Origin of the sequence: Longicatena sp. 210702-DFI.1.196 (assembly GCF_020563125.1) — a bacterium.
GTDB classification, from domain to species: domain Bacteria; phylum Bacillota_I; class Bacilli_A; order Erysipelotrichales; family Erysipelotrichaceae; genus Longicatena; species Longicatena caecimuris.
In genome coordinates this window covers 153158-177122 of sequence record NZ_JAJCPX010000002.1, presented here as the reverse complement: position 1 = coordinate 177122, position 23965 = coordinate 153158, and the positions used below count along the sequence as shown (strand labels likewise).

Annotated in this window: 31 protein-coding genes; 28 read left to right on the top strand and 3 right to left on the bottom strand. The window is 38.3% G+C overall.

Features of this window, described 5'->3' with window-relative positions; all coding sequences use genetic code 11:
• Nucleotides 1–660 (top strand): site-specific integrase (locus LI241_RS02025; protein WP_227160428.1); only part of this gene is annotated, 660 nt, incomplete at its 5' end.
• A 125-nt stretch (nucleotides 661–785) separates the two neighbouring features.
• On the opposite strand, the gene LI241_RS02020 is transcribed toward LI241_RS02025, so the two are convergent.
• Nucleotides 786–986 carry a hypothetical protein gene (locus tag LI241_RS02020; RefSeq protein WP_227150922.1) on the bottom strand — a complete coding sequence of 67 codons (201 nt, stop codon included), beginning with the start codon at nucleotides 984–986 and terminating at the stop codon, nucleotides 786–788.
• Entirely contained in the window at nucleotides 983–1468 is a 486-nt protein-coding gene (locus LI241_RS02015; protein ID WP_008687211.1) for a hypothetical protein, read from the bottom strand. Before LI241_RS02015 ends, LI241_RS02020 begins: the two co-directional genes overlap by 4 nt.
• Nucleotides 1469–1909: 441 nt before the next feature.
• Between LI241_RS02015 and LI241_RS02010 the strand changes: the two genes are divergently transcribed.
• From LI241_RS02010 to LI241_RS01990, 5 genes are all read left to right on the top strand, one after another.
• Entirely contained in the window at nucleotides 1910–2548 is a 639-nt protein-coding gene (locus tag LI241_RS02010; protein ID WP_008687213.1) for a hypothetical protein, read from the top strand.
• Between the two features lie 130 nt (nucleotides 2549–2678).
• Complete coding sequence (locus LI241_RS02005) at nucleotides 2679–5180, top strand: ribonucleoside-diphosphate reductase subunit alpha (protein WP_008687214.1); 2502 nt, start codon at nucleotides 2679–2681, stop codon at nucleotides 5178–5180.
• A gap of 10 nt (nucleotides 5181–5190) precedes the next feature.
• Nucleotides 5191–6234: a ribonucleotide-diphosphate reductase subunit beta gene (locus LI241_RS02000; RefSeq protein ID WP_008687216.1), complete on the top strand. Its 1044-nt coding sequence runs from the start codon at nucleotides 5191–5193 to the stop codon at nucleotides 6232–6234.
• A gap of 149 nt (nucleotides 6235–6383) precedes the next feature.
• A complete protein-coding gene (locus LI241_RS01995; RefSeq protein WP_008687219.1) occupies nucleotides 6384–6743 on the top strand; it encodes a VOC family protein in 360 nt (119 codons plus the stop codon).
• A gap of 386 nt (nucleotides 6744–7129) precedes the next feature.
• Nucleotides 7130–8218 (top strand): PRD domain-containing protein, encoded by a 1089-nt coding sequence (locus LI241_RS01990; protein WP_227150921.1) that lies wholly within the window; start codon nucleotides 7130–7132, stop codon nucleotides 8216–8218.
• Between the two features lie 598 nt (nucleotides 8219–8816).
• Here the strand turns inward: LI241_RS01990 and LI241_RS01985 are convergent.
• Nucleotides 8817–9281 carry a helix-turn-helix transcriptional regulator gene (locus LI241_RS01985; protein ID WP_227150920.1) on the bottom strand — a complete coding sequence of 155 codons (465 nt, stop codon included), beginning with the start codon at nucleotides 9279–9281 and terminating at the stop codon, nucleotides 8817–8819.
• A 154-nt stretch (nucleotides 9282–9435) separates the two neighbouring features.
• On the opposite strand from LI241_RS01985, the gene LI241_RS01980 reads away from it, so the two are divergent.
• The 22 genes from LI241_RS01980 (at nucleotide 9436) to LI241_RS01875 (ending at nucleotide 23930) form a co-directional block, all read left to right on the top strand.
• Nucleotides 9436–9648, top strand: a complete 213-nt coding sequence (locus tag LI241_RS01980; protein ID WP_128125323.1) for a helix-turn-helix transcriptional regulator — start codon at nucleotides 9436–9438, stop codon at nucleotides 9646–9648.
• Nucleotides 9645–10157: a helix-turn-helix domain-containing protein gene (locus tag LI241_RS01975; RefSeq protein ID WP_227150919.1), complete on the top strand. Its 513-nt coding sequence runs from the start codon at nucleotides 9645–9647 to the stop codon at nucleotides 10155–10157. The genes LI241_RS01980 and LI241_RS01975 overlap by 4 nt, the downstream gene beginning before the upstream one ends.
• Nucleotides 10158–10228: 71 nt before the next feature.
• Nucleotides 10229–12169: a Mu transposase C-terminal domain-containing protein gene (locus LI241_RS01970; protein WP_128125325.1), complete on the top strand. Its 1941-nt coding sequence runs from the start codon at nucleotides 10229–10231 to the stop codon at nucleotides 12167–12169.
• Nucleotides 12162–13121 carry an AAA family ATPase gene (locus LI241_RS01965; RefSeq protein WP_128125326.1) on the top strand — a complete coding sequence of 320 codons (960 nt, stop codon included), beginning with the start codon at nucleotides 12162–12164 and terminating at the stop codon, nucleotides 13119–13121. The genes LI241_RS01970 and LI241_RS01965 overlap by 8 nt, the downstream gene beginning before the upstream one ends.
• An 82-nt stretch (nucleotides 13122–13203) precedes the next feature.
• Nucleotides 13204–13497 carry a hypothetical protein gene (locus LI241_RS01960; protein WP_128125327.1) on the top strand — a complete coding sequence of 98 codons (294 nt, stop codon included), beginning with the start codon at nucleotides 13204–13206 and terminating at the stop codon, nucleotides 13495–13497.
• 74 nt (nucleotides 13498–13571) lie between these two features.
• Nucleotides 13572–14009, top strand: a complete 438-nt coding sequence (locus LI241_RS01955; protein ID WP_128125328.1) for a hypothetical protein — start codon at nucleotides 13572–13574, stop codon at nucleotides 14007–14009.
• Between the two features lie 75 nt (nucleotides 14010–14084).
• On the top strand, nucleotides 14085–14279 hold the full coding sequence (locus LI241_RS01950) for a hypothetical protein (protein ID WP_128125329.1): 195 nt from the start codon (nucleotides 14085–14087) through the stop codon (nucleotides 14277–14279).
• A gap of 104 nt (nucleotides 14280–14383) precedes the next feature.
• A complete protein-coding gene (locus tag LI241_RS01945) occupies nucleotides 14384–14662 on the top strand; it encodes a hypothetical protein (protein ID WP_128125330.1) in 279 nt (92 codons plus the stop codon).
• Complete coding sequence (locus LI241_RS01940) at nucleotides 14653–15015, top strand: addiction module toxin RelE (protein WP_128125331.1); 363 nt, start codon at nucleotides 14653–14655, stop codon at nucleotides 15013–15015. Before LI241_RS01945 ends, LI241_RS01940 begins: the two co-directional genes overlap by 10 nt.
• Nucleotides 15016–15166: 151 nt before the next feature.
• Nucleotides 15167–15748 carry a transglycosylase SLT domain-containing protein gene (locus LI241_RS01935; protein WP_128125332.1) on the top strand — a complete coding sequence of 194 codons (582 nt, stop codon included), beginning with the start codon at nucleotides 15167–15169 and terminating at the stop codon, nucleotides 15746–15748.
• Complete coding sequence (locus LI241_RS01930) at nucleotides 15720–15893, top strand: hypothetical protein (protein ID WP_227150918.1); 174 nt, start codon at nucleotides 15720–15722, stop codon at nucleotides 15891–15893. The genes LI241_RS01935 and LI241_RS01930 overlap by 29 nt, the downstream gene beginning before the upstream one ends.
• 76 nt (nucleotides 15894–15969) lie before the next feature.
• The gene (locus LI241_RS01925; RefSeq protein WP_227150917.1) at nucleotides 15970–16242 is read left to right on the top strand and encodes an AbrB/MazE/SpoVT family DNA-binding domain-containing protein; all 273 of its coding nucleotides are present in this window, start codon (nucleotides 15970–15972) and stop codon (nucleotides 16240–16242) included.
• Complete coding sequence (locus tag LI241_RS01920; RefSeq protein WP_128125333.1) at nucleotides 16217–16867, top strand: hypothetical protein; 651 nt, start codon at nucleotides 16217–16219, stop codon at nucleotides 16865–16867. The genes LI241_RS01925 and LI241_RS01920 overlap by 26 nt, the downstream gene beginning before the upstream one ends.
• Nucleotides 16868–16883: 16 nt before the next feature.
• Nucleotides 16884–17348 carry a regulatory protein GemA gene (locus LI241_RS01915; protein WP_128125334.1) on the top strand — a complete coding sequence of 155 codons (465 nt, stop codon included), beginning with the start codon at nucleotides 16884–16886 and terminating at the stop codon, nucleotides 17346–17348.
• Nucleotides 17348–17677, top strand: coding sequence for a Mor transcription activator family protein (locus LI241_RS01910; protein WP_128125335.1), 330 nt, complete (start codon nucleotides 17348–17350; stop codon nucleotides 17675–17677). The genes LI241_RS01915 and LI241_RS01910 overlap by 1 nt, the downstream gene beginning before the upstream one ends.
• A 105-nt stretch (nucleotides 17678–17782) precedes the next feature.
• Nucleotides 17783–18118, top strand: a complete 336-nt coding sequence (locus LI241_RS01905; RefSeq protein WP_128125336.1) for a hypothetical protein — start codon at nucleotides 17783–17785, stop codon at nucleotides 18116–18118.
• Between the two features lie 14 nt (nucleotides 18119–18132).
• Nucleotides 18133–18471, top strand: a complete 339-nt coding sequence (locus LI241_RS01900) for a type VI secretion protein (RefSeq protein ID WP_128125337.1) — start codon at nucleotides 18133–18135, stop codon at nucleotides 18469–18471.
• Between the two features lie 3 nt (nucleotides 18472–18474).
• Nucleotides 18475–19014, top strand: a complete 540-nt coding sequence (locus tag LI241_RS01895; protein ID WP_128125338.1) for a phage protein Gp27 family protein — start codon at nucleotides 18475–18477, stop codon at nucleotides 19012–19014.
• Nucleotide 19015: 1 nt separating this feature from the next.
• Nucleotides 19016–19525: a transcription termination/antitermination NusG family protein gene (locus LI241_RS01890; RefSeq protein WP_227150916.1), complete on the top strand. Its 510-nt coding sequence runs from the start codon at nucleotides 19016–19018 to the stop codon at nucleotides 19523–19525.
• Between the two features lie 246 nt (nucleotides 19526–19771).
• On the top strand, nucleotides 19772–21541 hold the full coding sequence (gene terL / locus LI241_RS01885; protein WP_227150915.1) for a phage terminase large subunit: 1770 nt from the start codon (nucleotides 19772–19774) through the stop codon (nucleotides 21539–21541).
• 12 nt (nucleotides 21542–21553) lie between these two features.
• Nucleotides 21554–22924 carry a phage portal protein gene (locus tag LI241_RS01880; RefSeq protein WP_128125340.1) on the top strand — a complete coding sequence of 457 codons (1371 nt, stop codon included), beginning with the start codon at nucleotides 21554–21556 and terminating at the stop codon, nucleotides 22922–22924.
• Nucleotides 22917–23930 carry a minor capsid protein gene (locus LI241_RS01875; RefSeq protein ID WP_227150914.1) on the top strand — a complete coding sequence of 338 codons (1014 nt, stop codon included), beginning with the start codon at nucleotides 22917–22919 and terminating at the stop codon, nucleotides 23928–23930. Before LI241_RS01880 ends, LI241_RS01875 begins: the two co-directional genes overlap by 8 nt.
• Nucleotides 23931–23965 lie beyond the last annotated feature (35 nt).

Below are 23965 nucleotides of genomic sequence, written 5' to 3'. Positions count from 1 at the left end.
GAAGTCCTAGAAAATGATACCAAAGAGAAAGTCGCATTGACAGAGGAACAGGAACTAGCCCTACTCTCATTCATCAAGACGGACAATGTGTATCACAAGTATTATGATGATGTGCTGATACTGTTAAAGACAGGACTTCGTATCTCGGAACTGTGCGGACTGACAATCATGGACGTTGATTTTATCCATGAGGTTGTAGTTATCGACCACCAGTTACTAAAGAGCAAGGAACAAGGTTATTATATTGAAACGCCTAAGACAAAAAGCGGAACAAGGCAAGTGCCATTAAGCAAGGAAACGATACAAGCATTTCAACGGGTTATGAAGAAACGCCCAAAGGCAGAACCATTTGTGATAGATGGACGGGGCAACTTCCTATTTGTCAATCAGAAAGGCAAGCCCAAAGTTGCGATTGATTACAATATGCTTTTTGTCCGTATGGTAAAGAAATACAACAAGCACCATAAGGATAACCCTTTGCCACATATCACACCGCATACGCTACGCCATACATTCTGCACAAGATTGGCAAGCAAGAACATGAACCCGAAAGATTTACAGTATATCATGGGACATTCAAACATCAGTATCACAATGAACTGGTACGCTCATGCGTCCATAGATACCGCAAAATCAGAGGTTCAGCGTCTAATTGCATAAGAAGTATTTACCACGATTTTAACCACGCTTGATAGCGAAAATATAAGAAGATAGACCTAGATATGTGAGGTTTACCACAAAAGCAAAATGCCCGTAGAGCCGATAAAATAAGGCTTTGCGGACATTTAAGAAGATATAAAAAGATAGTTAAAAAGATATATATAATTTGATAAAAATCTTTGTATATCTTCTACCGCTAATTTCGATAGTAAATTAAAACAATCATCTTCTAATGTTTGCCATTGAATAGCTTGTTCACTGTGAATATAAATCGGGCTATTATCTCCAACACTAACCACGCTATGTTCGATTTTTATATCTTTCATTTCGCATTCCCATAAATAGGACTATCATCACCAAAGGTAATGACAGAATCCTGAACGTTGATCGATACACTTGATTCATTTGAACCATTTAGATAGTTTTCTATGGTTTCCATGATTTTATAGGCAAAGGTTACATTTTTAAAATTAATTACGATATAATACCCCGATACTAAATTAATATAAAGATTTTTACCTAATTTTTTATTCCCTTGAACAATACAATAAATATAAAATGCACTTAAACCAATGACAATGGTTCCTACCAAAGGTTGATAAGAAAGTAATGCAAGTCCTATGATAAAACCTATGAAAACGCCGATCGTAATTCCTTTCTTTTTTGGTTCAACCATGGATATACTTTCAATATTACATACTTGAATAATACGGCTGTTTAATTCAATAATGTTTTTATTAATTTTGAAAGAATCCGTTATAATTTCTAATTCATTGTCTTGCGTACTGAATAATTGTTTCAATTCCATTGCTTTTTCCTCCCTCTATAAGGGCATTATAAAAATTTCATAGGTTAATTCAATATATTTTTTATTTTCTTATATTTTCTGAAAAATTCCCTTTGGTAATTATTTTTTTAGATGGCTAAGATACATTTATTTGTATAAATTGTATAAAATAAAACTGTTTTTTGTGAAAAATGGTTTTTCCTTCTGTGAAATTATGTATAGATAGTAAGTTGTTATGTAAAATATCTTCGAAAGGTATCAAAAGAATGCAAATGTTATTCTTTATCATAAAAGTAGTAAGAAATAATAGTGAATATGTATCTGAATGAATCAGCTTTATCTAAAAAAAATGAAAAAAAACATTTAAGTTTGTGAATATCACCTAAAAATGTAAAATGTTGATGAAAAATAAAGAAAGTTATAGTACAATATAAACATTGAGTAAGAAATGGAAGGTGCTTTATGAAACCAATCGTATGGATCGCTTTTATCGTCGTTTTGATTATTTCTGTAGTTGGTACACAATGGTACAAACGCAGTACATTCAATAAATTATTGAAATGTTTACAAAATCAGGATTTTGACAAATTCTTCACTATCTTAGACTCGCTTGCCTGCAAATACTTTTTTGCGCCATTTAATCGTGAACATATGCGTTTAAATGCCTTCTTCATGATGGGAGATAGTACCAAGATTCGTGAGCAGTTTGATTTGATCTTAAATATGCGCATCAACAAGAAGCAGCGTTTAGATGTATGCATGAAGGCATTTTACTTCTATGTAGATGAAGAAGATAAGGTGAAGGCAAAAGAAATCCTTGATCGTATGCAAGGTGTAACGGATGAAACATTATATGAACAATGCAATCTGATTTATGAGATCTTATTATTGAAGAAAACAGATTATATTGATGTGATGGAAGAACACGTGAAAGCATGTGAACCAGGCTTTGATCGAGGCATGTTCCATTATCTGTTGGCATTACAGTATAGCTATTTAGATCAAAAGAAAAAAGAAATGGAACACTTGCGTATTGCGAAAACAGATATGAAAGATACACCATATGAAACAAAAATCAATAAAATGATAAAAGGGAAATAGTTAAGTAAGAGAATGTCTGCTATTAAGAAGGCATTCTTTTTTTCTGCCAGTATCTTCCTTGTGCATCTCAGTTGCGTAAACCATAAGATTCTCTATATACTAACGGTAAGAGAAAAGGTGGAAAATGTATATGAAAATCATAAAACGCGATGGTACCATTCAAACATTTGATTCTGAAAAAATGATCCAAGCGATGAAAAAAGCTTTTGTGACGGATGTTCCTATGGATCAGTTAAAGCAGATCGCAATGGAAATCACCCAAGAAATACAAGGCTCAGCTAAAGTCAGCGTAGAAGATATCCAAGATCTTGTAGAACAAAAGCTGATGGCATATCAATTTTATAATGAAGCTAAGGCTTATATTTTATATCGTGAAAAACGTAAAGAAAAACGGCAAATGCTCTTAGAACTATGCCATGAGGTACAGGATGAAAAACTATTGCCCATCTTTATGCAAATCCAGAAAGATTTTGATGAAACATATGATTTGCATGCACTTTATATCAAATTTCATTCCTTTTTAAAAGAAACCATGGGGCATGAAGAACGCTTGCAAATGCTTATGAAAGCATGTGTCGAGCTGATTAGTAAGGAAACACCGAAATGGGAATATATTGCAGCACGTTTTTTGAGCTACCAACTACATCAGGAAATTAATGCCCGTATGAAGCAACTGCAGCTTACTTCCTTTTATGAGAAGATTCAGTATTTAAGCAAACAAGGGTTATATGGTGCTTATATGTTAGATGCTTATCAGAAAGAAGAAATCGATGAACTAAAGCGATACGTAAAGGATGAGCGTGATGCTTTGTTTACATATAGCGGTTTAGAATTAGTGGTGAAACGCTATTTACTGCGTACGCATGATTTACAGCTGATGGAAACGCCACAGGAAATGTTTATGGGAATTGCCATGCATCTGGCAATACCTGAGACGAATCGTGTATATTGGGCAAAACAGATTTATGATATCCTAAGTACCTTAAAGGTAACAATGGCAACACCGACGATGGCCAATGCTCGCAAACCATACCATCAACTATCCAGCTGTTTTATTGATACGGTGGCAGATACTTTAGCTAATATTTATAAGTCTATTGATAACTTTGCGCAAATTTCCAAATATGGCGGTGGCATGGGCCTTTATTTTGGAAAAGTACGCGCAAATGGCAGTGATATTCGGGGATTTAAAGGAGCAGCCGGTGGAGTAATTCGTTGGATCAAGCTGGTCAATGATACCGCAACAGCAGTGGATCAGCTAGGAGTGCGTCAGGGAGCGGTTGCAGTGTATTTGGATGCATGGCATAAGGACTTACCTGAATTTCTAAATTTACGTACCAATAATGGAGATGATCGCATGAAAGCTCATGATGTCTTCCCGGCTATCTGTTATCCGGATTTATTTTGGAAAATGGCGAAAGAGGATTTAAACGCAACATGGTATCTGATGTGTCCGCATGAGATAGGGAAAGTGAAAGGCTATCAATTAGAAGATTTTTATGGCGAAGAATGGGAAGAACGTTACTTTGACTGTGTGAATGACGCTCGCATCTCAAAACGTGAAATGATCTTAAAAGATCTAGTGCGTCTGATTCTAAAGTCCGCGGTGGAGACAGGAACACCTTTCACATTTAATCGCGATCAGGTAAATAAAATGAATCCCAATGGGCATAAGGGCATGATCTATTGTAGTAATTTATGTACAGAAATTGCCCAAAACATGTCAGCTATCACTTTAACAGAACCACAAATCATAAAGGTTGATGAGGAAGAGATTGTTGTAAATAAAAGCAAGCCAGGCGATTTTGTTGTTTGTAATCTAGCGAGTCTATCCTTAGGTAATATCGATGTGACAAACAAGCAAGAGCTTTCACATATCATACATACGATCGTTCGCGCATTAGATAATGTCATCGATTTAAACTACTATCCGATTCCATATGCAGAAATAACAAATCGTCAATATCGAGCAATTGGCTTAGGGGTTAGCGGATATCATCACATGCTGGTAAAACAAGGTTTGCGCTTTGAAAGTGAGGAACATTTGCAATTTGTGGATACGCTGTTTGAAACGATCAATGCTTATGCCATTCAGGCAAGTAATGTTTTAGCCAAAGAAAAAGGCAGTTATCAATATTTTAAAGGGAGTGACTGGGACAGTGGCGCTTACTTTACGAAACGTGGTTATCAAAACGAAAGTTGGCAGAAAATCGGTCAGGATGTTCACACATATGGGATGCGCAACGCTTATTTGTTGGCTGTTGCGCCAACTAGTTCAACATCAATCATCGCGGGCACCAGTGCCGGTGTAGACCCCATCATGAACAAATATTTTTTAGAAGAGAAAAAAGGCAGTATGATTGCCCGTGTGGCGCCTGATCTTAATCCACAGACTTTCTGGCTTTACAAAAACGCCCATCAGATACAACAGGAATGGATCGTGAAAGCTGCTGGTATCCGTCAGCGCCATATCGATCAGGCACAGTCTGTAAACTTATATATCACAAATGAATTTACATTGCGCACGGTTCTGAATTTATATATCCAGGCATGGGAAAATGGTGTTAAAACACTATATTATGTGCGTAGTAAGGCATTAGAAGTAGAAGAATGCGAATCTTGTGCATCTTAAAGGAGAACTTATGACTGATTTAAAACGAAAACCGTTATTTAATGAACATGGGGATTGCGATGTAATCAACAGACGCATGATCAATGGCAATACCACGAACCTCAATGACTTTAACAATATGAAATATACTTGGGTATCTGACTGGTATCGGCAAGCGATGAACAATTTCTGGATTCCTGAAGAAATTAATCTGAATCAGGATGTTAAAGACTATCGTCGATTATCGCAGGCCGAGAAGAATGCCTATGATAAAACCTTATCCTTCTTAATTTTTCTAGATTCTATTCAAACGGCAAATTTGCCTAATGTAGGGGACTATATTACCGCAAATGAAGTCAACCTCTGTTTAACTATACAAGCCTTTCAAGAGGCATTGCATTCACAAAGTTACAGCTATATGTTGGATTCCATCTGTTCTTCGCAAGAACGTAATGATATTTTATACCAATGGAAAAATGATGCGCGTTTATTGGAAAGAAATAAATTTATTGGCGATTTATACAATGATTTTATTACCCATCATGATGGCATCCATTTAATGAAGACGATGATGGCCAATTATATATTGGAAGGTATTTATTTCTATTCCGGTTTCATGTTCTTTTATAATTTAGGTCGTATGGGAAAAATGCCAGGTTCGGTACAAGAGATACGTTATATTAACCGTGATGAAAATACCCATTTATGGCTTTTCCGTTCTATGATCCTAGAACTGCAAAAAGAAGAACCACAGCTTTTTACACCTGCGTTGGTGGAAGAATATAAGGATATGCTGCGTTATGGGGTAGAAGAAGAAATTCGCTGGGGCTCGTATGTGATAGGAAATGATATTGAAGGCTTAACAATGCAAATGGTTCGCGAATATATCTATTACCTGGGAAATTTGCGCAGCACATCATTAGGCTTTGGAACCTTATATGAAGGCTATGAAAAAGAACCGGCATCCATGGAATGGGTATCGATGTATGCGAATGCCAATTTGATTAAAACGGATTTCTTTGAAGCCCGCAGTTCTGCCTATGCAAAGTCAAGTGCATTAGTGGATGATTTATAATCTTTTAACGCTTAGCATAAATTATGTATACTAGGTTTGAAACATCGTTTTAGCGGGTATCGACGATAAAAATTACCTATGCTATAATTTTGTTAACCATTATAAATGTATTCGCATGAATGCATCATTACTGAGAAGAGGTATAGTTTATGAAGATAACCTGGGTAACCTTAAGCGTTTCTGATATAAAGAAAAGCATTGCTTTTTATACAGAAGTTTTCGGTATGCAAGTAGTATCACGTTTTCATGGAGGTATACATGAAATTGCGATGTTAAAAACGAAGAATGAGGTCTTAATTGAGCTTATTCAAAATCGTAGGGAAGCTGATAAAGAAGTAGGAAATGGAGTATCCATCGGTTTAGAGATAGAAAATCTCGATGCTTTCGTTGCGATGTTATTAAAGAATGGTTATGAACTAACAGGTCCTATTGCTCCAAATCCGACCATTTGTTTCTATTTTATAAAAGATCCTGATGGTTATACATTACAACTGTTAAAACGATCCTGATGAAAAAGGCAAATATAAAATGGAATGAAACCAATCACAATGGTTTATTTCAATTTGCCTTTTTTTATTTTGCCAGCATTACCATATAAATACTTACTCTATTTGCCAGTGTTAACCTAAGTAACCCTTCTTACGATAAGGCCACCATCACCAACAAACTTTTTTATTTTATATATCCATTTTTGTGGATTAATCCTCGTGGTAAGATGAATAGGCATCTGATACATTATTTAGTTAAAAAAGAAAAAACGGATGAATTACCGTATTAAAATGCCCCTCCCTTTTTCCCTATATGGGAAAAATACCGTATTAAAATTCCCTATCCTTTTTTTCAGGGAAGATTATTACATGATATCTTATAGATGCAGAAAGGTGGAGATGTGTCCTTGAAAGATGCGAAAACAAATTATTATGTACGCCAGGTATTATCAATTCTGATGGATGGGGATATCGTCTCAACAGGCAAAATCGCGTCAGAAATCGGATTAAGTGAAAAATCGACACGAAATAAACTCAGTGCGATAGAAGATTACCTGCGTGATAATGATCTAGGCGAAATCTGTAAAAAACCAAGGGTAGGTATTTGGTTAGAGGCTGATGAAAAACAACGCTCACGCATTGTCAGAATGTTGGAAAGCAGCGATGAAATCAGTGTCAGTTATGATGCTATGGAAAGAATGATGCTGACTTTAAAACGTCTGTTTCGCATGTTGCCTAATGAAACCATGACAACACAGCAGTTGGCAAATGAATTATATGTTAGCACGCCAACCGTATTGAAGGTCATCAAAGAATGTGAAGAATGGTTGGGCAGATATCATATTGTTATTGTAAATGAACGTAATCGTGGTTTGCGGATGCAGTATGAGGAAAACAATTATCGAGTGGCTTTAAAAAATCTCATTATGGGAAAAGGAGATCTAGAAGAAATTAGAAAGAATATGTTCTATTTCTTTGGAAATCTGGATGTCAATCTGATAAAAAAATGCATTATCGAAACAGAAAATGAATGGAATTATCGTTTCACGGATGATTCTTTTCATGAAATTCTGATTTATTGCTGCCTTGCCTATCAGCGAAAAGATTTTAATTCACATCTGCGTTATGACAATGAAGAATTAGAATTAATCCAGCGTTACAACGAATATCCATTTACCGTGGCAATCTTCAAAAAACTACATGAGAAAATGCATATTCTGGTATCGAATGAAGAAGTGGTATTTCTCTCTATTCAAATCATGTGTTCGAAGTTTATTGGACGCAGTGAGTTGAGTGAAACACTTGGACAAGTAAAACAGTACGATGATAAACTGATTGGTTTTGTGAATCGTATGCTGGATGTTATCGGAAATATTCTGGATGTTGATTTGCTGAGTGATGAAAAATTAAAGGAATCTTTGATATTTCATTTGCGACCAACGATTTTCAGGATTCGTTATGGAACACCGCAAAGCAATTCTTTAGTGCCATTGTAAACTATCATAAAGAACGTCAAATACTAACAGTTTGAGAAAATGTAATGTGTAAAAAAACGAAAAACAACGGAAAGTCCCGTAAAAACGGGCTTTTTTTGTGTAATGCGGGTGTAATTTGCTGTAATTTTCTGCAATCCTTTTCAGCAGTGTGTGCAACATAAAATAAATGGATTCTATTATTTTATTGTTAGTATAAAAGCCCTCATAAACAACCCTTTTTAAAGCCTTTTAAAAACATCAATTATTTTTTCAAACGTTTAAAAAAAACACGATAAAATTGGCGTTTTTTAGTTAAAAAGATTATTTAAAACCCTTTTTAAAAAGTGATGAAAATTGTTAGCTGAATATATTCAATTCTTATGTACTCACTGTTAATATGGAAGATTTTAAGTGTTAATTGTGGTAAAAGCCCATGAATACGCTATTTTTTGTGTATCATAGGCTTCTTTAATTTTAAATCAGATTAACACTGAGATAATGATTTTAATACCCTTTTTAAAAGGTTTTAAAAATTACGAATTTCGGAACGTTATTACACTATTCGGAACAATGGTTGAAAAGACATTGATTAAATCGTATTTTGTAAAAGGGCATTGGATTAATCTTCAGTAGAGGAAATTTCTGACATCTTATCAGCAAGGTTCCTATCATTATAAACATCCCTTGCAAGGCGTTCTAATATTATAGATCGAACATCTTTATTTTTTATATCCATAATACTTTGCAATCCAGTAAAAATATCAAAAAACATTTTCTGATTATGATCAGTTTCACTCTGAATTATAGAAAGCATATTTTTAAACATAAAAGAAAAAGAGTTATGGACTTCATCCATAATTTCAGAATCGTCCCAAGACATTTGTTTATCTTCAATGCCATGTAGCTGCAGACCAGATATATTAAAAAATTTCTCCATCTTAACTAATGCCTCAGAATTTGGCGTTCTCCTGCCTGCCTCATAACTTCTAATAGTAATGGCAGATAAGCCTAACTCTTTGCCTAGCTGTTCCTGAGTTAAACCTCTTTCTAATCTTAGCTTTTTTAATATATCTTTAAATTCCATAGTGATCACTCCTTGGTTATTATCTTATCACAATACCGATACATACGTAACACTTTTTATATGATTTTCATATTTATCTGCTTGACAGTTACTAACGTATCGGTTATTATATGTATGAAGAGTTACGAACGTAACGATAGAAAGGAGATTTTGTATGTTGGTGGTAAAAAAACAAGAAATAAAGAAGAGACGTATATTGATGGGTTTGAGTCAACGCCAACTTTCAATCAGAAGCGGACTACCTGCTAATGCAATCAGTAGGTTAGAGAAAGGAGAGTTTAAATACACTTTCCCTATTAGAGCAAAAGCAATAGCTGATGCAATGGGATGCAAAATAAACGATATTTTTGAGGAGGATAGAAAATGATTACATTTTATGCAGATAGCATTAAAGATGCTTATGAAAAAATGAAAAATGATGAATGGAAGGATAGCATCCAAGAATACATAGCTGAGTTAGATGGCTTTGTAGATGGACAGGTATTGAATGCTCATAATCTATTATCATTATTTGAATTAGATGCATATGACATCTACATTACATGGGAAGATGTTACATATCAGACATCTAGATTAGCGATGGCTTTTAGAAAATACATTCTAGATCAATATGGAAACAAGCATATGAGTACAAAAACACTTCCTAGTTCATCAAATGATGAATTTTTAAATAATTCATTTAAGTGCAATTTGAAAAAATTAAGAAAAATGAATAATGTTACTCAAAAAGAGTTATCAACTATTAGCAAAATCCCATTAAAAACAATAATCAATTATGAAAATGAACGAAGATCACCTACAGGTAAGAACCTATGTAGATTGGCAATAGCCCTTAAAGTAAGCCCCCTAGAATTACTTGGAACTGATATCTATTAGTTCCACCTTAATGCAGCCCAAGGCGGTCACAAGCCCGCAAAATGCAGAGTGAGGTAAAGGAGGTCACTAGCATGGAACTCTTAACAATTAAAGAAGTGGCTGAATTACGTGGATGTAATCGGTCACGCATTCAACAGTTAGTTAGTGATGGAACTTACAAAACTGTTGATACAAAGAATTCCAGAAATAGAATAATACATGCTATTCCAATAGATCAGTTGTCGGAAGATCTACAACATAAGTATTATCAATCAAAAGGCATTCTAAAAGCCGAAGTAAGAAAAGACAATAGCCAGTTAGATTCCTTTAGTTCTGAGGAGCGCGAGGAAATCGCATTCTGGACTATGATAATTGAAAATTGGATAGCATATCGCAATGCTGATGGTGTTACATCAAAGGCTAATGTTGATGAGAAGTATATAGCATATCTTAAACTGGAATATCCGGATCGAAACTTCTCACTGAGAACCTTATATAGAAAGCTCACTGCTTATAAAGAGAACGATATCAAAGGCTTAGCAGATATGCGAGGTAAGGCTCGTAAAGGGCAAACTGAAATTGATGAAACTGTGTGGCAGGTATTTCTTAGTTTTTACCTAGATCAAGCACAACATCCGATCAGGAAGTGCCTACAGTACACAGAAATGTATTGCAGAGAAAATTATCCCGAGCTTGTTGATGGTATACCGGCGTACTGTACATTTACACGCCATATAAAAAGTGATGTAGCTGAATCAGTAAAGATCCTTGGACGTGAAGGAGATAAGGCATTCGATGACCGGGCAGCTCCTTATATCAAGAGAACCTATGACAATATGCGATCTAATGAGTATTGGGTCGGTGACAACCACACCTTTGATATTTTGGTACAGGGTGATAACGGTAAGATGCATAGGCTTTACCTCACAGCGTTCTTCGATGCGAGAAGTGGAATATTTACTGGATGCTATGTAACAACAGCGCCATCATCACAGTCAACGATTATCGCACTGCGTAGAGGTATTATGAAATATGGTATCCCTGAAAACCTGTATCTAGACAACGGGCGTGAGTTCTTGACCTTTGACTTAGGTGGCTTAGGACATAGAGCAAAGAAGAATGATAATCGTTTTGATCCTACACCGATCTTTGAAAGATTAGGCATAAAAATGGTCAATGCCCTAGTACGGAATGCAAAGGCGAAGGTCATTGAGCGACGTTTCTTGGATATAAAGAACGGTCTTTCCAGATTATTCTGCACTTATACAGGCGGTACGGTAGTTGAAAAGCCGGAAATACTGAAAAAAATCTTGAAGGATGGTAAGAACCTACCTACTGATGAAGAACTGACAAGAGTATGCAGTGAACTGATTGAAAATTACTTCAATTTTGAACCGTATAATGGTGCGGTAGAAGCAGATAGAGGAACACAAAAGATTGAAGTTTACTATCAGCATCTGATTACAAAACGTGTCGCAATAGAGGCAGACCTTAACTTAATGTTGTTGAGATCTACTAGAGCGCAGAAAGTAACCCGCAGAGGTGTGCATCTCAATATCAATGGTGAACGCCTTGATTACTGGAATAATGAACTGGTCACTCAGATGCTTGGAAAACAGGTGTTCTTCCGCTACGATCCAGAAGATCTAAGCAGTGTACGCTTGTATGATCTAAACGACCGTTACATTATGTCGGTACCAGTTGATAATAAGGCAGTGCTTGAATATGGAGCAAGTCAAGATGAAGTTAAACAAGCGATGCAGACCGTTAAGCAAGCTAAAAAAGTGGTTAAGCAACAGCTCCAGGATAGTGTTATTACATCCATTGATAAAGGAACTGCTCTTGAACTGGTATTGAGAAAAGCCGAGGAAAACAAAAAGAAAAACATTGAAAAAGGCGAGCTGGAGGACATCACAATCCAGAAGGCTGATGAGAAACCTTTATTGCATGATGTACCAGTACCAGATTTACAGAAAATGGCTAAGAACGCAATGAAACGTCAACAAGAACAAGGAGGAAGTAATTATGCGTAACGAAGAGTACAACCCATTAACAAAGGAACGTCTGGAAAGATACCTGAAAGAATCAGGTCTATCGCAGGCAAAGGCAGCACCGGTTATCGGTGTCAGCATGACGGTGCTAAGCCAGTACCGTAACGGTAACTATAAAGGAAACATCAAAGAGGTAGAAAAGAAACTAGATGAATTCCTGAACACCGTTGATGAGCAGGTTGAACAAAAACGTAAGGCAACACCTTACAAGCCTGCTGAGGACTATGTTGAAACGCAAACAAGCCAGAACATACAGGCGATGATCCAGTATGCACAAGTGAATGGTGGTATCGTCATCGCACATGGAGATGCTGGCATTGGAAAGACAAAGGCAGCTCAGAAATACGTTGTTGAGAATCCGCATCTTGCTGTGTACCTTGAAATGTCCCCTATCTCTGGAACCCTTGGTAATATGCTGAAACTACTGGCAAGAACATTGAAGGTGCCTGAAACGAGAAACAAACTGGATATGATCACAATTATCCGTGAGAAATTGGAAGGAACAAACAAGGTCATCATCATTGATGAGGCACAGCATCTGAAACTTACTGCATTAGAACAAATCAGAACGCTGGCAGATCCTAACAGCATCACTGGAAAGAAAGGTGTCGGCATTGTATTGATTGGTAACACAGAGGTCTATACAAAGATGCGCGGTAAACAGGAGGCACGTTTCGCACAGCTGTTCTCTCGTATTAAAATGAACCGTTATTTTTCAACAAACGACGCTACGCTGGACGATATACAGAAACTGTTCCCAGCATTATCCGTAACTGCAAACAAGAAGGAACTTGCCTTCCTGCATGGCATCGCACGCAGTAAATGGGGTGTACGAGGCGCTGTGAACATTTATGACGGGGCTATCAATAATGAGGATGTATCCTTTGATGGATTGTATGGCATGGCTAGAATGCTTGGAATTGAGGTGATCTGATGGCAACAGCAACACAGATCACGCTGATCATATGTACCACTATTATCTTACTTTACTATATTGAATCAAGGAGGAAACCATAATGAAAAATCGTAACTTGAAGGATTGTTTTTTGACAGGAGTGCTGGGCATCACGATTGGATCCTTACTCAATCTCACTTTAAAGGAACTAGATGCTACACATAAACTTATATTTGTCGCACTGATATTCCTGCTTGCGTTACTAATAGCAGTCATCTATACCAGCGACTTGGACAAGCGACTGTATAAAGCCTATCAGCGAGGTATTCATAAAGGTGTTCAATGGAGATTCAGCATACCCTTTCATGTGAATTGTAGGCACACAGCAAAGCCATACAAAAGTAAAAAAGAATGAGAGCATCCGCTCTCCAGTAATGCAGCCAAAGGCGGTCACAAGCCCGCAAAATGCAGAGTGATGGAGGTGTATAGATGAAGTTTATCTCAAAAGTGATATGGGGATTCGGCGCAGGGCTTATGCTGATACTCCTGATTAGCGTGTATTGTCTGAACAGATATTTGTTAGATCAGGGCTATTACTTTCATTTGTTTATCTGCGTCATCTTTGAAGGAGCATTCTTCTTTGTCACAAAGCTCTGGTTCTTAGGAGCTGCAATCTTCTATACCGTGTGCCTGATCCATGCATTGTATGCTGAATACAGGTACCGAACAAGAACAAACATGGATGTCTATATCAAACAAATTGCATATGTCATGGCATCAGAAATGGAAGGTCACTGCTGCCACGAATTTGCAGATAAAGCAGAACATGAACAGTATTTTTATAACTGTGAAAGTTGCAAAGTTCTAGGAATATGTGGTGATCATGAAAAAATGGAAGAGTTCCTGAAAGAGAGGTACAAGAAATGAATTGGATCATAGGATTCGCAGTATGGGCGGCATTATCATGGCTATGCTGGGCAATCGTTGCCGGAGGCTCCAAGAATGGCCACGACGATGAACTATAAGCCATACATCGTTAAAATCGCATTGTATCAAATAAAAACCTATGAATGCACAACAGAAAAAGCACTAAGTGATGTATGCGACATCATTCGCGATGCGATTGATCCGGACTACATTGCAACGGATCAGGATATGCACGATATGAAAGAAATGCTCCAGGAACTTATGAAATAGGTTCCTTCCCCGTAATGCAGCCATTGACGGTCACAAGCCCGTAGAAATGCAGAGTGAGCGGAATCATGATTCTAACAAGCAATAAAAAGCAGAAAGGAGGACTTATGGTTTTACGAGATGAACTATACTTTGAGCCTAGAGTGGTCAGCGAATTTGGCGGTATCCGTTGGTACGGTGGAACATACTCCAGCCATAAGATCTGCAGGCACTGTGAAGAAACGGTTTATATCAGGGACACTGGTGATGAACTCTATATCTACAGTCTATCCAGTGATGACCTGACAAATGAAAAAGAAGTAAAAGCGGTCTTTTCACTGATTGACAAAGTGCCTACGCATGACAATCGCTACAGGTATGGCAAGAAGGTGAAAAAATGGCAGTGAAACGTAAAAAGCTGACGCAAAGAGAAATCAAAGAAAACAGAGAAGTAAAAAAGATGCTACAAGAGAAAGGCATCGTCCCCCCTGATAAGCCTCGCTTGAACCGCAGAAAGTTTGCTCAAGAAGTTTGTAAAGAGTGGGATGAAATGGACTACATCAACCCTAGATGGATCATGCTTGTTCTTTCTATGATGACCAATTCCGGAAAATTTGGATCCGTCAGTTTGGAGGATGTTGGTATCCTTAAATTAAAGAAATGTGCTATGAAATTACAGTTGGAGATGGAGATAGAAGATAAAAAAACTATGAATGTCGATGAGATTATAGAACTTCTAAATCCTATATGGAGGTTATAAGAAGAATTATGACTGAATTTGAAATAAGAGAGAAATTAAAGAAATGCGATAAGGACTACATGAACACAAAATCACCTTATCGCAAGCGTGACTTACAAAAGTACCGTAAAAGGCTTTTGAAAGAACTGAATAGCTACAGGAGGTGCAGCTGATGAAGAAAGCAATCCTGATCATATGTATGTTGATGTCTTACTATATCACTGATCAAGCAACACAATGCAAAGAACAGGAAACACCTCAGATCATACTGCAGAACAAGGATACACCGGAACCGGTTAAGCTGGTAGAAACATATTATAGAATACCATTGAGTGAGGATATGCAGGATGAAATCATGGGGATTGCAAACAGAAACGGTATTGACCAGTTGACCGTCTTAGCACTCATTGATGTAGAAAGCAATTACAATCCTGACAGCGTTAGTGAAACAGATGACTATGGCTTAATGCAAATCAACATATGCAATCATGAACGTTTGAGTAATACATTAGAGCTTACCAACATAATGGAGCCATTGCAGAACGTTGAAGCAGGATCCTATATGCTAGGGTTGCTTTATCAAAAGTATCAAGATATGAACATGGCACTGATGGCTTACAACATGGGCGAAGCTGGCGCTCAAAGATTATGGAATCAAGATGTTTACGAAACAAGCTATACAAAGAAAGTGAATGAAACAAGAGAAGAACTGGAGGGACTAAGATATGAGGTCATCACAATTTTGGAAAATTAAAACAGTGGATGGAAATGAAATGTATGCACGTACTAATTGCGAAATCACGCAAGAGGCATTTAAAGAAACCTTTTGCGATCTGGTCAAAGAAGTGGTGGCAGTTACAAGAGAGGAATACATAAAAGCCACAGGGGAAGATATATAATCCCCTGCTCTAATGCAGCCAAAGACGGTCACAAGCCCGCAAAATGCAGAGTGGAGTAAACAAAGGAGGAATTGAGATGAAACAGTTTAAGAAAGTTTCCAAGGCTGGTGGCATCACGATACCGCAGATCATGCGTCATGAACTCAACATCCCTAAGGGCGCAGCTGTGGAAGTGGAAACAGCCGATGATGCACTCATCATCCGTAAGCACATACCAACGTGTATCATGTGTGGCTGTGCTGATGGTGTAGTAGTTGTCGACGGTACAGAGTTATGCTCCAGATGCTTGGAAAGATTCAACGAAAAAGCAAAGGAGGAAGAACATGAACACAGCAATGACAATGAGTGAACGAGTTGATCGCTATGCCGACCTTTCAGCGCAGCTGGAGGGGTTAAAGCTCCAGCTGGATGAACTCAAAGGATTCTTTGAGAAACAAGCACAGGAGGATCTTAAAGACAGCAAGGAAAAGACAGTCGAGTATTATGGAACTGGAAACTGCAAGATTATTGTACAGAACGCAGATACAGTGAAACCAATCGCAATGAGCGTACTAAAGAAACTATTTGGTTCTGCGTATGGTGACTTTGTAAAGGAAGAGGTCAAATCAGACCTCAAGCCTAACAGTAAAAAATTTCTTGCTGATATGGTATCGGGCAATTACACAGAAGGCACGCTTGCAGATGCCATCTGTAAGATTACCAGTGATACCAAAGCACAAAAGACACTTAGCAAGAAACTGAAAGGTAAATTTGCACAAGATAAGAAGAACCTGCTTAAATATGTTCCTGAATTAACAGAGGAAGAGGCAAGCGATTGGGCTTATCTGATTACGGAGGTCATGAACTACCAGACAATCCTGCAGATTATGGACGCATCAGAGTTCCATGGATCCGTTGAGGATGCAGTAGCAAAGGCTAAGGCATCCGTGATCATTGATGAAACCATCAAGGTGACACTGGAAGCAGAGGAATAGAAAGGAGCAACATCATATGAAATCTGTACAAGGATGGCAGAAAAAGAAGATATACGCAATCGCCAACGCCTTAGGATATGTTGACAGCAAGGACAAGGAGAACGATATCCTTCACATGATTGTGTATGCGCAAACCGGAAAAGAATCCGTAAAAGACCTTACTCACAACGAAGCAGAATTGATCATCGCATATCTTGAACAGAAACAAAGTCATATGAGTGTTGAGAGCGTGAGCCAAGGTCAAAAGAAAAAGATATGGGCGCTGATGTACCGCTTGAAAGAACTTGACGAGATAGAGGATACCACGCCGGTTGGCGAGCGACTGGCAGGTATCATCAAGCGTCAGTTCAATGTAAAATCAACACCTCAGCGATTGTTTACGTATCTTGATCGCGAGGATGGAAACAAACTCATTGAGATCCTGAAACACTATATTGAATCTGCGGAGCTGCGTAGACCTGCAGGTCATATGCTAAACTGATGGAAGAAATCATCCAGAAGCTGACCTATGATGACCTTGATCAGGAACAAAAGGAACTGGTCGACATCATAGGTTTAGAGGCTTATAGGAATCTCCTGCAGAACTATGCAGGGTGCAGTATCTATATACCAAAGACAGACGCATTGGAGCGCAGGATCCGCAATGAGAAGATATGTCAGGAATATCAAAAAACAAGAAGTACAAAAGCACTTAGCGTCAAATACGGATTGACGGAAAATCAAATTAGGAATATTATTTCTGATATATATAGGGAGTTGAAAAACGCTCCTGTAGATGGTCAGCTAACGATATTCGATGTAGAGATATAGCCTTTGGGTAAAGTATTTTTTAAAATATTTTATTCAAAGGCTTTATTTTTTCATTTGACAATATAAGAGTAAGATTGTGTCTGTACAAAGAACGGAGGGATAAAAATGAATGATATTCAGAGCTGGATTTTTGGTGTCCTGTATGCTATTGCTGGATATTTTTTAAAGAAAACGATTGATCGTGCAGACAAGCATGATAATGAAATCCGTTCGATTGAAAACAATTATTTGAAAAAAGAAGATGCAGAATCATTGAAGGGGGATATTGAGGAAATCAAAAAGAACTATACCCCAAGAAAAGATTTTGATGAAGCATTACATGAAATTAGAGATGACTTGAAAGACTTAAACAAAAATAGCATATCAAGAGATGAATTTATTGGTAGTCAAAGAGAGTTATCTAATAAATTAGATCAGTTAATGAAAATGATGATGAAATAATGGGAGGTACTGATATGGATAGAGAAGAAATCAAGAAGCGAGTTATGGCAGATAATTTTATGCGTAATAATGGAAAAGTATTACGTACCATCAATATACTGCGTTACAAATACATGGAATTACAGAGTGTTGAAAAAGTCTTAAAAGATGAAGGCGTGGAGAATTGGGAATTTATGGACTGTATCAATTACCTATCACTCGAAGGATATATCCGAATGAGGGATATCCAATCACTGGAGCTAGTGCCGGAGCTGTCTCAGAATGTTAATTACAAGAAGTTAGAGGCGAAGTTGTCATCCAAGGGTATTAAACTCTTGATGAAAAAAATCGAAGACGACGCGGTCGAGGTGTAGCGTGTGGCTAATCGTAAGCACAGCAAGATTGACAATCTACCAGACGACCTAAAAGGTGCGGTGGAACAAATGCTGTTATCCGGCTCTACATACAGCGAGATTGTCGACTTTCTGAAAGAGAATGAGCAATCCATATCTGTTGCTGCAGTATGCCGATATGCCAGAGCATACAACGCCAATGTTGAACAGTTGCGCATGACGAATGAGAATTTTAAAAACATCATGCGTGAGTTAAACAATTATCCTGATCTTGATACGACCGAGGCAATCATTCGTATTGTTTCAGGTAACGTATTCAACCGGTTGGCAAACACAGAGGAAGAGGACTGGAACGAGGTCAAACTTGATAAACTGATGAAGGAAACCAATGCGCTCATCAGGGCTACTGCCTACAAGAAACGTATTGAAACACAGAATCAGGATATTAAGGATGCTGCCATTGAGGAAATGAAAACATTGTTATTTGAGACGATGGCAAAAGAAAGTCCTGAGTTATACAAGAATGTCGTATCCTACTTAAACCAGAAAAAGGAGGCGGGATGATATGTCATGGATCGTAGTACAAACAAAAAAGAATAAGGAAGTCACAGTCATGGAGCAGCTTCGCTCCGCTGGCTTTGATGCTCTGGTTCCACGAGAGGAACAGCAGATCAGAACTAATGGTGAATGGGAATCAAAGGAACGTATCCTCTTCCCTGGCTATGTATTTGTTGAATGCAATTTCAGTGCAAACACCTATTACAAAGTGATGAGGGTACCAGGAGTTACAGCACTACTTGGAAATCCTAGAACACCAGCTACTCTCAGCTACTTGGAATCAGAATGGATCCGTCTACTTGGCAATGATGGCAAGATGATTGAACCAACACTGATCAGTTTTCAGGATGATGGAAGTTACCTGATTAAAAAGGGTATCCTTTTAAATTTTAAAAGCAGAATCATATCCTGCCAGAAAAGACAAAAGAAAGCAACATTTGAAATAACAGTATTTGATGAAATCCACAAGATTACATTGTCGATCATAACTGATGAAAAAGAAACCAGTGAAAACTAGGGGTTGATTCGTCCCTCTAGGCAGGAACTGGCGGACATAAAACCCTTAACCTGGTCAATCCGGGGTGGCGAAGCGTATCTACATCACATTACATTGACGAGATACGCTCAAACCCCTTTTAAAAGTTTGTAAAACCCTTTTAAATTTTTGAAACAGGTTGAGAACGAACAAATACTACCAAAAACAGAAACTACGCTTAAAACGGCTCTTTCGCAGTCGTTTTTTTATTTGAAAGGATGTGATGATATGAAAAACAGAAAAAATGATGCTTTTACTAAGTTGATCAATGCAGTCAGTGAAGCAGAACAGAATCTAAGAGATCAGGAAGATGATATCGACCAGGAGGAATACAGCACATACCTTTCAAACCTTTTTAAGACCTTTTTAAAAAAAGATAGTGATGCAAGGCGTTTAAAAATTCTTGAAAAGTTCAAGGCTGGATATCCATTGACAGGAGAACATGGGCTACGCCGACAGCTTGCAGCATTTGATATGGAGTTCTTTGGAAGGTCATACTTCCCCCACTATTTTGTCAGGGAATCGCCTGAGTTCCATCGCGACCTTGACAGGATATGGACAGACGGTGTTTTGAAAAATCGTATACCAGACAACAAACGTGAAATCAAAAGGATCTCGCGGTCAGCAGGATGCAAACGTGCAATCGCTGCACCCCGTGGTCATGCGAAATCAACGAACCTCACATTTAAAGGAACTATGCACGCCATCTGTTATGGCTACAAGCATTACCCTATCATCTTGTCAGATTCCAGCGACCAGGCAGAAAGTTTCCTGGATAACATCAAGGTTGAATTTGAAGAGAACCCGCAGATTATCGAGGACTTTGGCGATCTGCGTGGAAAGGTATGGCGGAACAATGTCATCCTGACAAAGACAAACATCAAGGTGGAAGCAATCGGATCCGGAAAGAAGATTCGTGGTCGTAAGCATCGAAACTGGCGACCTGACCTCATTATTCTGGATGATGTGGAGAACGACGAAAATGTAAGAACGCCTGATCAAAGAAAGAAATTGTCCGACTGGTTTTATAAAGCAGTATCAAAAGCCGGTGATGATTACACAGATATTATTTATATTGGTACTTTGCTCCATTACGACTCCCTGCTGGCTAACGTATTGAAAAATCCTAGTTATCGATCAATTAAGTACAAGGCTGTCATTGGCTTTGCCAAGTACAGTGAGCTATGGGATGAATGGGAAAAGATCTATACCGATCTGTCCAATGATCACAGAGAGCAGGATGCAAAAAGATATTTTGAGACACGCCAAGAAAAGATGCTAGAAGGAACACAGGTCTTGTGGGAAGAAAAACTTTCCTACTACGACCTGATGATTATGAAGGTGTCAGAAGGTGATGCAGCATTCAATAGTGAAATGCAAAATGAGCCTATCAATCCGGAAGATTGCTTATTTATGGAAGAATGGATCAGTTACTACAACGATGTGGAAATGGACTTCTCTCATGGCTTCGACTTCTTTGGGTTTGTGGATCCATCCCTTGGCAAAAGCAAGAAATCAGATTTCAGTGCCATCATCTGCCTTGCACGCGGGAAAAAGACTGGACTTCTATATGTGGTCGAAGCTGACATCCAGCGTAGGCATCCGGATAAGATCATCAGCGATATTCTTGATCTGGAACGCAAGCTACGCAGAAAGTTTGGTAAAGGATTCAAGAAGTTCGGCTGTGAGACGAACCAGTTCCAGTGGTTCCTGAAAGAAACGCTGAAAAAGGAATCCGTAAGAGCTGGACTTTACCTGCCTATCGTTGAGGTTATGCAATCAAGTGATAAGACACTGCGTGTGCAGACGCTACAGCCGGATGTCAAGAATGGATACATCCTGTTCAGTCGCAGACACAAGTTGTTGCTTGAACAGATGCTACAGTTCCCTATGGGATCCCATGATGACGGTATTGATGCACTGGAAGGATGTCGAACAGTAGCAAAGAAAGTGAAACGCTTTATGATCGCCGACAAGCGACAGTTAAGCCTTCATTAAAGGAGGAAAGACATGATTATAACAGTAGATGCAGAAAGTTTTGAAACTTTTGATGAAACGGATATCCGCAGATTCTATCAGGAATCACAGCAGGATATCCAAAAATACCAGCGACTAGAAAAGTATTTCTTGAATGAGCATGAGCTGAATAGAAAGCCGAAATTCAATTCCAATGATCCAAACAATAAACTCATTCATGCCATGTGCAAATATGTAACCATCGTACTGACTGGCTTTTTCATAGGAAAACCAGTCAAATATGGTTCAGAAGATGATGCCTTACTGGAATGTATCAAGGACATTTTGGACTATAACGATGAGGAGGAAGAAAACTTCGAGATTGCCAAGAAGATGAGTATTCATGGTCATTGCTTTGAACTTCTCTATATGGATGAGGATGCAAACATCCGCTTTACAAGAATTCCGGCGGATGAAGGTATCCTGTTCAAGGAATCAACTACAGACGGAAAATATCTTGGATTTATGCGTGTGATCCATTCCAAGGATAAACTCAGAAACCCTATTCTGCGCATTGATTTTTATACCGCATATGAGTGCTGGACATTTACCAGCAAGAACAAAGCAGTTCTTGAATTGACAGATGTTCAGGAGCATTTTTGGGGCGATGTGCCTATCGTACTTTACCAGAACAACGAAGAAATGAAAGGTGACTTTGAAGATGTCATCAGCATTAACGATGCCTACGACAAAGGACAATCAAACACCGCTAATCTCTTTGAGTACAATGACGATGCCATCATGCATTTATCAAAACTAGGCGATGTGGAGCTTGAGGATGTCGTTGAAATGAGAAAGAAAGGCGTAATCATCACAGAAGATGGTGGCGAGTTGTCTTGGATCATGAAGGAGATCAATGATACTGCCACAGAGAACTACAAGGATCGCCTTAAAAATGATATGCACTTATACTCCTTCACACCAAAAATGGATGATGAGAGTTTTTCAGGAAATCTTTCCGGTGTTGCGATTGGCTATAAAATGTGGAGTCCTAATCAGATCATATCGGACAAGCAGCGAAAGTTTAAAAAGGCACTACAAAGGCGCTTTGAGTTAATCTGCAACATAGAGCATCTATTTGGCAGACCATACGATTATCGCGATATTGATATTACATTCCAGCGTAATGCACCGCAGAACGATCTGGAAAACGCACAGATTGTCAACCTTGCCTCGCCTCATATCTCACATGAAACTGCTTTGACTAATCTGAACATGATTGATGATGCAAAAGACGAATTACAACGTATCAAGGATGAACAGGTCGAGGAATATGAGGAAGCAAGCAGATATGAAAAGATGGGTGCTGCCTTTAACACTGTGCTGGATATAAATGAGATCGATGCAGAGGAATCCAATGAGTAAGCAACAGAAAAAACTGGTGGAGACTGAAAAGGAAAATGCACTTGCTGAGGCAAAAGCGGACGATGAGGTTATTGAAGAACTGATCAACTGCTATGACAAGACCGCGGAACACCTACAAAGTGAAATACAGCGAATTGTTTATAAATTTGCCGAGGACAATGAATTGACTACCCAGCAGGCAACAGAACTGCTGAAAGGAAAAGAATATGATCTCTGGCGAATGAGTATTCAGGAATATCTGAAAGAGATAGAAACCAGCGAAGATCCTAAGCTACTGCTGGAACTGAACACTTTATCAGCCAAAAGCAGGATCACAAGAAAAGAACAGCTGATATCACAGATCGACATGGAGATGGGAAAACTTGCTGATCAAAGCAATAAGATCATTAAAAAGCATCTTGAAAAGGTGCTAGTCGAACATTACTATCGCGGTCACTATGCAGTACAGAAAGCGTTAGGCGTTGGCTGGAAGGTCGGAAAGTTCAATCCGGACATGATCAAGAAGATTATTGAATATCCGTGGGAGACAAAAACCTTTTCCAAGGCAATCTGGGAAGATATCGACAAGTTGACAACGACTTTGAGAAAAGAACTCGCGAATGGCATGATAGCCGGTCATAGCGTTGATAAGATGGCATCTGCTATCAACAAGGTCATGGATAAAGGTATGTACAACGCCAAACGCCTGGTAAGAACAGAGTCAACCTATTTTACACAGCAGGCACAGGCAATGTCTTATCAAAAGATGGGCTTTAAAAAATATATGTTTGTTGGTGATGGTTGTCCGGATTGTGCAGCACTAAATGGGAAAATCTTCACGTTTGAGGAAGCAGAGCCAGGTGTGAATATGCCACCTATGCATCCGAACTGTAAATGCCGGATTATCGCACAAGGTGATCTATCCATGTTTGACTATGAAAAACGTGGAAAAATCACACCCTTACATGAAAATGTAAAGTACCAGCAATGGAAAGAGAAATTTGTGAAAGCAAATAAAAAGAGATAACAAAGCCCTTTTAAAAGGCTTGTTATAGATGAGAT

Bases quoted from the DNA above. Each gene is read 5' to 3' on its own strand.
- LI241_RS01970 (WP_128125325.1), top strand. From the start codon at position 10,229: ATGGAACTCTTAACAATTAAAGAAGTGGCTGAATTACGTGGATGTAAT.
- LI241_RS01985 (WP_227150920.1), bottom strand. From the start codon at position 9,281: ATGGAATTTAAAGATATATTAAAAAAGCTAAGATTAGAAAGAGGTTTA.
- LI241_RS01945 (WP_128125330.1), top strand. From the start codon at position 14,384: ATGGTTTTACGAGATGAACTATACTTTGAGCCTAGAGTGGTCAGCGAA.
- LI241_RS01890 (WP_227150916.1), top strand. From the start codon at position 19,016: ATGTCATGGATCGTAGTACAAACAAAAAAGAATAAGGAAGTCACAGTC.
- LI241_RS01915 (WP_128125334.1), top strand. From the start codon at position 16,884: ATGAAATCTGTACAAGGATGGCAGAAAAAGAAGATATACGCAATCGCC.
- LI241_RS02010 (WP_008687213.1), top strand. From the start codon at position 1,910: ATGAAACCAATCGTATGGATCGCTTTTATCGTCGTTTTGATTATTTCT.
- LI241_RS02015 (WP_008687211.1), bottom strand. From the start codon at position 1,468: ATGGAATTGAAACAATTATTCAGTACGCAAGACAATGAATTAGAAATT.
- LI241_RS01955 (WP_128125328.1), top strand. From the start codon at position 13,572: ATGAAGTTTATCTCAAAAGTGATATGGGGATTCGGCGCAGGGCTTATG.
- LI241_RS01930 (WP_227150918.1), top strand. From the start codon at position 15,720: ATGAGGTCATCACAATTTTGGAAAATTAAAACAGTGGATGGAAATGAA.
- LI241_RS01880 (WP_128125340.1), top strand. From the start codon at position 21,554: ATGATTATAACAGTAGATGCAGAAAGTTTTGAAACTTTTGATGAAACG.
- LI241_RS01960 (WP_128125327.1), top strand. From the start codon at position 13,204: ATGAAAAATCGTAACTTGAAGGATTGTTTTTTGACAGGAGTGCTGGGC.
- LI241_RS01920 (WP_128125333.1), top strand. From the start codon at position 16,217: ATGAACACAGCAATGACAATGAGTGAACGAGTTGATCGCTATGCCGAC.
- LI241_RS01935 (WP_128125332.1), top strand. From the start codon at position 15,167: ATGAAGAAAGCAATCCTGATCATATGTATGTTGATGTCTTACTATATC.
- LI241_RS01965 (WP_128125326.1), top strand. From the start codon at position 12,162: ATGCGTAACGAAGAGTACAACCCATTAACAAAGGAACGTCTGGAAAGA.
- LI241_RS01940 (WP_128125331.1), top strand. From the start codon at position 14,653: ATGGCAGTGAAACGTAAAAAGCTGACGCAAAGAGAAATCAAAGAAAAC.
- LI241_RS01950 (WP_128125329.1), top strand. From the start codon at position 14,085: ATGGCCACGACGATGAACTATAAGCCATACATCGTTAAAATCGCATTG.
- LI241_RS02005 (WP_008687214.1), top strand. From the start codon at position 2,679: ATGAAAATCATAAAACGCGATGGTACCATTCAAACATTTGATTCTGAA.
- LI241_RS01910 (WP_128125335.1), top strand. From the start codon at position 17,348: ATGGAAGAAATCATCCAGAAGCTGACCTATGATGACCTTGATCAGGAA.
- LI241_RS01900 (WP_128125337.1), top strand. From the start codon at position 18,133: ATGGATAGAGAAGAAATCAAGAAGCGAGTTATGGCAGATAATTTTATG.
- LI241_RS02020 (WP_227150922.1), bottom strand. From the start codon at position 986: ATGAAAGATATAAAAATCGAACATAGCGTGGTTAGTGTTGGAGATAAT.
- LI241_RS01905 (WP_128125336.1), top strand. From the start codon at position 17,783: ATGAATGATATTCAGAGCTGGATTTTTGGTGTCCTGTATGCTATTGCT.
- LI241_RS01925 (WP_227150917.1), top strand. From the start codon at position 15,970: ATGAAACAGTTTAAGAAAGTTTCCAAGGCTGGTGGCATCACGATACCG.
- LI241_RS01975 (WP_227150919.1), top strand. From the start codon at position 9,645: ATGATTACATTTTATGCAGATAGCATTAAAGATGCTTATGAAAAAATG.
- LI241_RS01875 (WP_227150914.1), top strand. From the start codon at position 22,917: ATGAGTAAGCAACAGAAAAAACTGGTGGAGACTGAAAAGGAAAATGCA.
- terL (WP_227150915.1), top strand. From the start codon at position 19,772: ATGAAAAACAGAAAAAATGATGCTTTTACTAAGTTGATCAATGCAGTC.
- LI241_RS02000 (WP_008687216.1), top strand. From the start codon at position 5,191: ATGACTGATTTAAAACGAAAACCGTTATTTAATGAACATGGGGATTGC.
- LI241_RS01995 (WP_008687219.1), top strand. From the start codon at position 6,384: ATGAAGATAACCTGGGTAACCTTAAGCGTTTCTGATATAAAGAAAAGC.
- LI241_RS01980 (WP_128125323.1), top strand. From the start codon at position 9,436: ATGTTGGTGGTAAAAAAACAAGAAATAAAGAAGAGACGTATATTGATG.